The organism is Brevundimonas sp., assembly GCF_013823285.1.
Lineage (GTDB): Bacteria > Pseudomonadota > Alphaproteobacteria > Caulobacterales > Caulobacteraceae > Brevundimonas.
Genome location: NZ_PNLV01000143.1, coordinates 1 through 5,037 on the forward strand (window position 1 = coordinate 1; position 5,037 = coordinate 5,037).

Sequence of the window (5,037 nt, forward strand, 5' to 3'; positions counted from 1 at the left end):
CGCCTTGCGCGGCGGCGAAGGCGCGGACGCGCCGTCCACCACGGCCCGGCGGTCGCCGTCGTCGAACACCAGTTGCACCGCCTGTCCCGCCTTCAACGCCGCCGCTGACCGGACCAGCGCCCCGTCCTCGGCGTGAACCCGTGCGAAGCCGCGCTTCAGCGGTCCATCGGGGTTCAGGCTCTCGTACAGACGGCTGATGCGGCCCAGCCGGTCCGCCTCGCGCGGGATGACCCGGCCCAGCGCCCCGGCCCTGCGGGCGTCCAGACTGCCCAGCCGCTCGGCCTGATGCCGGATCGGCCGCATCAACAGGCCCGGCGTCAGGCGCGAGGCGGCGCGCACCAGCTCCCTTTCGTGAATGGCCGCATTGCGGCTCAGACCCGAGGCAAGCCGGCTCGACGCATGGTCCAGCCGCTGCTGCGCCAGGGCGATCAGGTCCTCGGGCCGGGCGGGCAGGCCTCGCGCGGCCGCCCTCAGGCGCGTGCGCCGATCCTCCAGCACCCGCGAGCCGCAACGGAACAGCCGCCGCTCCATGTCCGCCACCGCCGCCTTCAGGTCCGCCAGCACCGGCGTGGCCATCTCGGCGGCGCCCGTCGGCGTCGGCGCGCGCCGGTCCGAGACGAAGTCGATCAGGGTGGTGTCGGTCTCGTGCCCCACCGCCGAGATGATGGGGATGCCCGCCTCGGCCACCGTGCGGGCCAGGGCCTCGTCGTTGAAGGCCCACAGGTCCTCCACCGAGCCGCCGCCCCGCGCCACGATCAGCACGTCCGGTCGCGGGATCGGGCCGTCCGGCGTCATGGCGTCGAAGCCGCGCACCGCCGCCGCCACCTGGGCCGCCGCCGCGTCCCCCTGCACCACGCAGGGCCAGACGATGACCCGGCACGGCCAGCGCTCGGCGATCCTGTGCAGGATGTCGCGGATCACCGCGCCCGTGGGGCTGGTGATCACCCCCACCACCGCCGGAAAGGCCGGGATGGGCCGCTTGTGCGCCGGATCGAACAGGCCCTCGCCGTGCAGCTTCGCCTTCAGCCGCTCCAGCTGGGCCAGCAGGGCGCCGGCGCCCGCCGGCTCCATACTGTCGATGATGATCTGGTACGAGGACCGCGCCGGATAGCTGGTGATCTTGCCGGTGACGATGACCTCAAGCCCCGTCTCCGGCTGAACCTGCAGCCCGCGCACCACGCCCTTCCACACCACCCCGTCGATGGAGGACCGGTCATCCTTCAGGGTCAGATAGACGTGGCCGGACCCGTGCCGGTTCACCTTGGATACCTCGCCGCGCAGCCGCACATGGCCGAACCGCTCCTCCAGCGTCCGCTTCAGCGCGAAGCTGAGCTCGGAGATCGACAGCGGCGGATTGTTGTCGCGGGGATCGGGGGCTGAATCGGCGTCCATGCCCTCTTGTATCGGCCGAAACCAGGGAACGTCGATGGCCCCCACGAGTTGATTTGGTCGAACCCGAAACGCTGGAGGAAGCCAATGACTGTCCGAATGACCCTGTCCGCCGTGGCCGCCGTGAGCCTGCTGGGAGTCGCCGCCTGCGGCGACAATCAGGATGACGTGGTGCGCGCGCCCGACGTGGACGCCGCCGCTGCCGGTCAGGCGCAGCCGGTGACCGAAGGCGTGGCCCGTCACGTCACCGCCCTGGGCATGGATCGCGATCAACTGGAAGACGCCGACCTGCTGTCGGCCGAACGCACCAAGCTGGGCGAGGTCGAGGCCATCATCATCGATGCTGACAACAACGTCACCGGCTTCGCCATCGATGTGGAGGGCCCCGAGGATCGCTATGTGGTTGTCCCGCTCGACCAGGTGACCTCCATCGACATCGAGGGCGATCGCAGCCTGCAGACGGCCCTGACGGCGCAACAGCTGAACGCCCTGCCGCAGTGGGACCGTGACACCATGCGCAGCCCGGAGCCGCGGACCGCGCGGGACGGCATGTCGCCCACCGCTACCCAGGGCATGTAAGCGCTCAACGGCTGGTGAACCCTGTCCGCGCTTGACCGGCCGCCCATGGCCGGTCATGTCGCGGGCATGAAGGTACTTCTCGTCGGATCGGGCGGTCGCGAAAACGCCCTGGCCTGGAAAATCCGCCAGTCGCCGCTGGTGACGTCGCTGGTCATCGCGCCGGGCAATCCCGGCATGGAGCGGCTGGGCGAGCTCGTCACGGTCAAGGCCGACGACGCCGAGGGCCTGGCCGCCCTGGCCCGAGAGATCCGCGCCGATCTGGTGGTGGTGGGGCCGGAGATGGCCCTGGCCGCCGGACTGGCCGACCGTCTGACGGCGGCGGGCATCCCCTGCTTCGGCCCCACCGCCAGAGCGGCGCAGCTGGAAACCTCCAAGGCCTTCGCCAAGGACTTCCTCGAGCGCCACGACATCCCCACGGCGGGCTACGGCGTCTATGAGACCCTGGCTGACGCGAAACAGGCGCTGGACGTCTTCAAGCCCCCCTATGTGATCAAGGCCGACGGCCTGGCCGCGGGCAAGGGGGTGGCCATCAGCCCGGATCGCCGCGACGCCGAGGCCGAGATCGAGCGCATGCTGGGCGGTCGCTTCGGCGCCGCCGGATCGCGGGTGGTGATCGAGGAGTTCATGGACGGCGAGGAGGGCTCCCTGTTCGCCCTGTGCGACGGAACCCGCGCCGTGCTGCTGGGCGGCGCCCAGGACCACAAGCGCGCCTTCGACGGCGACCTCGGCCCCAACACCGGCGGCATGGGCGCCTATTCCCCCGCCCCCGTCTTCACCGCCGATTTCGTCCGGCAGGCCGACGAGCGCGTGGTCCAGCCGACCATGGCGGGCATGGCCGCCGAGGGCGCGCCCTATCGCGGCGTGCTCTACGCCGGACTGATGGCCACCGCCGACGGCCCCAGGGTGGTGGAGTTCAACGCCCGCTTCGGCGATCCGGAATGCCAGGTCCTGATGATGCGTCTGGCCGGGGACATCGTGCCCCATCTGCTGGCCTGCGCCCGGGGCGACGTGTCGAAACTGCCGCCGCTGGAGTTCCGGCCCGAGACGGTGATCTGCGTGGTCATGGCCGCCAAGGGCTATCCCGACAGCCCCCTGACCGGCTCGGTCATCCGCGGGGCCGACCAGGACTTCGGCCCCGATGTGCAGGTCTTCCACGCCGGAACCGCCCGCAACAAGGACGGCGCCCTGGTCGCCTCGGGCGGCCGGGTGCTGAACGTCTGCGCCCGCGGCGTCGACATCGCCCAGGCCCGCCAGCGCGCCTACGCCGCCATCAGCCGGATCGACTGGCCCGGCGGCTTCCACCGCTCCGACATCGGCTGGCGCGCGCTGGAGCGGGACGACTAGGCCAGCGCGAACAGCAGCCGGCCCTCGCCCATGCGGTCGCGCACGGCCTGAAGATCGGCGTGGGCCAGCGAGAAACAGCCATACGACCGCCCCAGCTTGCCCTCGCGCTCAAGGAACGCGGGCTCGGCGTAGTCGGCGCCGTGGACGATGATGGCCCGCTCCCGCGCGGCCGAGTTGGAGTACTCCAGCCCGTCCAGCAGCACATTGGGCCCCTGCTGCGGCCCCCAGTTCGGGCCCGCCGTCACGAACGAGCCCACCGACGACATGTGGGAATCCCGCACATTGGAGAACCGCTGGGCGAAGCCGGAATGGGCCGGGTCCGAGCCGCGCCCGTGGCTGGTGCGGAAGGCCTGCACCCCGCCGGACTCCAGATTGACCTCGTAAAGCCGCGTCTCGCCCGAGAAGCGGGTGAAATCCACCAGGTACATGCGGTCCCGCGACGGGATGCGGCGGTGGTGGATGTCCAGGGCCGCCATGGCCCGGCTCATCAGTTCGGGCCGCACCTGGCCGGTGGGGTCCAGCGGCGGCCGGACCTGCACGGTCTGGATGGGCCGCGGCGCAAGATCGACAGCCGGCAACATCACCTGCTGCACCGGCGCGGCGCCGGTGGAGGCGCAGCCGGACAGCGCCATGGCCCCGCCCGCGGCGAGACCGCCCGTGATCAGTCCACGTCTGGATAGCCGCATGCGACGCCCTTGTATGCGGTTTGAGCCCCTTGGGGCGATTTGTTCCATACCTGTTCGCGCTCCTGCAAGCGTGAGCTTGGCGAAAAGTCCCGGACGCCTATTATGCCGCGGCCCGGATCACCTGACCGGCCATAGTGAGGGGAAAGTATGATGAAGCGGTTCCTGTGCGCCCTGGCGCTGGCGACGACGACGGCTTTTCCGGCTCTGGCCCAGTCAGGACAAGGGACTGTGGCGTCTGAAACGGCGGTGACATACGTCCATGCGGGCCGCCTTCTGGCCGATCCCTCCACCGGCCGGGTCAGCCGCAATCAAACCGTCGTGATCGAGAACGGCCGTGTCCGCGAAATCCGCGACGGATTCGTCGGCCAGGGCCATGTGGTGGACCTGTCCGACCGCTTCGTCCTGCCCGGCCTGATCGACAGCCATGTGCACATCACCAGCCAGCAGGGCCCCAACACCCGCATCGAGCGCTTCACCCGCAGCGCCGCGGACTCGGCCATGCAGGGCGCCGCCTACGCCCGCGTGACCCTGGAGGCGGGCTTCACCACCGTGGCCGATCTGGGCGGCATGAGCGAGGCGGTTGTGGCCCTGCGCAACGGCATCGCCGCCGGACACATCCCCGGCCCCCGCCTGCTGGTCTCGGCCGGCGGGGTCACGCCCCACGGCGGCCACGGCGACGTCAACGGGGTGCGCGAGGATCTGGTGCCCCACCTGCGTTCCGGCGGGGTCTGCTCCGGCGCCGACGACTGCCGCCGCGCCGTGCGCGAGCGGGTTCTGGCCGGCGCCGACATCATCAAGATCACCGCCACCGGGGGCGTGCTGTCCGACACCGCCGCGGGCCTGGGCCAGCAGTTCTCCAACGCCGAGCTGGAGGCCATCGTCGAGACCGCCCATTTCATGGGCCGCACCGTCACCGCCCACGCCCACGGGACCGACGGCATCAACAGCTTTCTGGCGGCCGGCGGCGACTCCATCGAGCACGGCACCTATCTGGACGCCGACTCCATCCGCATGATGCGCTCGAACGGCGTCTGGCTGG

Annotated in this window: 5 protein-coding genes; 3 read left to right on the forward strand and 2 right to left on the reverse strand. The window is 71.0% G+C overall.

The features are described from left to right. A partial coding sequence (gene xseA / locus C0461_RS13395) for an exodeoxyribonuclease VII large subunit (RefSeq protein ID WP_292107701.1) occupies window positions 1–1,392 on the reverse strand: 1,392 nt, incomplete at its 3' end. An 84-nt stretch (window positions 1,393–1,476) separates the two neighbouring features. On the opposite strand from xseA, the gene C0461_RS13400 reads away from it, so the two are divergent. Continuing rightward, on the forward strand, window positions 1,477–1,968 hold the full coding sequence (locus C0461_RS13400) for a PRC-barrel domain-containing protein (protein ID WP_292107702.1): 492 nt from the start codon (window positions 1,477–1,479) through the stop codon (window positions 1,966–1,968). A 66-nt stretch (window positions 1,969–2,034) separates the two neighbouring features. Further along, complete coding sequence (purD, locus tag C0461_RS13405; protein ID WP_292107705.1) at window positions 2,035–3,312, forward strand: phosphoribosylamine--glycine ligase; 1,278 nt, start codon at window positions 2,035–2,037, stop codon at window positions 3,310–3,312. Here purD and C0461_RS13410 read toward each other — a convergent pair. Beyond that, the gene (locus C0461_RS13410) at window positions 3,309–3,998 is read right to left on the reverse strand and encodes a murein L,D-transpeptidase catalytic domain-containing protein (protein WP_292107703.1); all 690 of its coding nucleotides are present in this window, start codon (window positions 3,996–3,998) and stop codon (window positions 3,309–3,311) included. The two genes, purD and C0461_RS13410, sit on opposite strands and share 4 nt — an antisense overlap. Window positions 3,999–4,145: 147 nt before the next feature. On the opposite strand from C0461_RS13410, the gene C0461_RS13415 reads away from it, so the two are divergent. After that, the coding region (locus C0461_RS13415; RefSeq protein WP_292107704.1) for an amidohydrolase family protein at window positions 4,146–5,037 on the forward strand (892 nt) is incomplete at its 3' end.

What these genes read in the sequence shown, in the direction of transcription:
- C0461_RS13400 (WP_292107702.1), top strand. Translation starts at nt 1,477, where the DNA reads ATGACTGTCCGAATGACCCTGTCCGCCGTGGCCGCCGTGAGCCTGCTG.
- purD (WP_292107705.1), top strand. Translation starts at nt 2,035, where the DNA reads ATGAAGGTACTTCTCGTCGGATCGGGCGGTCGCGAAAACGCCCTGGCC.
- C0461_RS13410 (WP_292107703.1), bottom strand. Translation starts at nt 3,998, where the DNA reads ATGCGGCTATCCAGACGTGGACTGATCACGGGCGGTCTCGCCGCGGGC.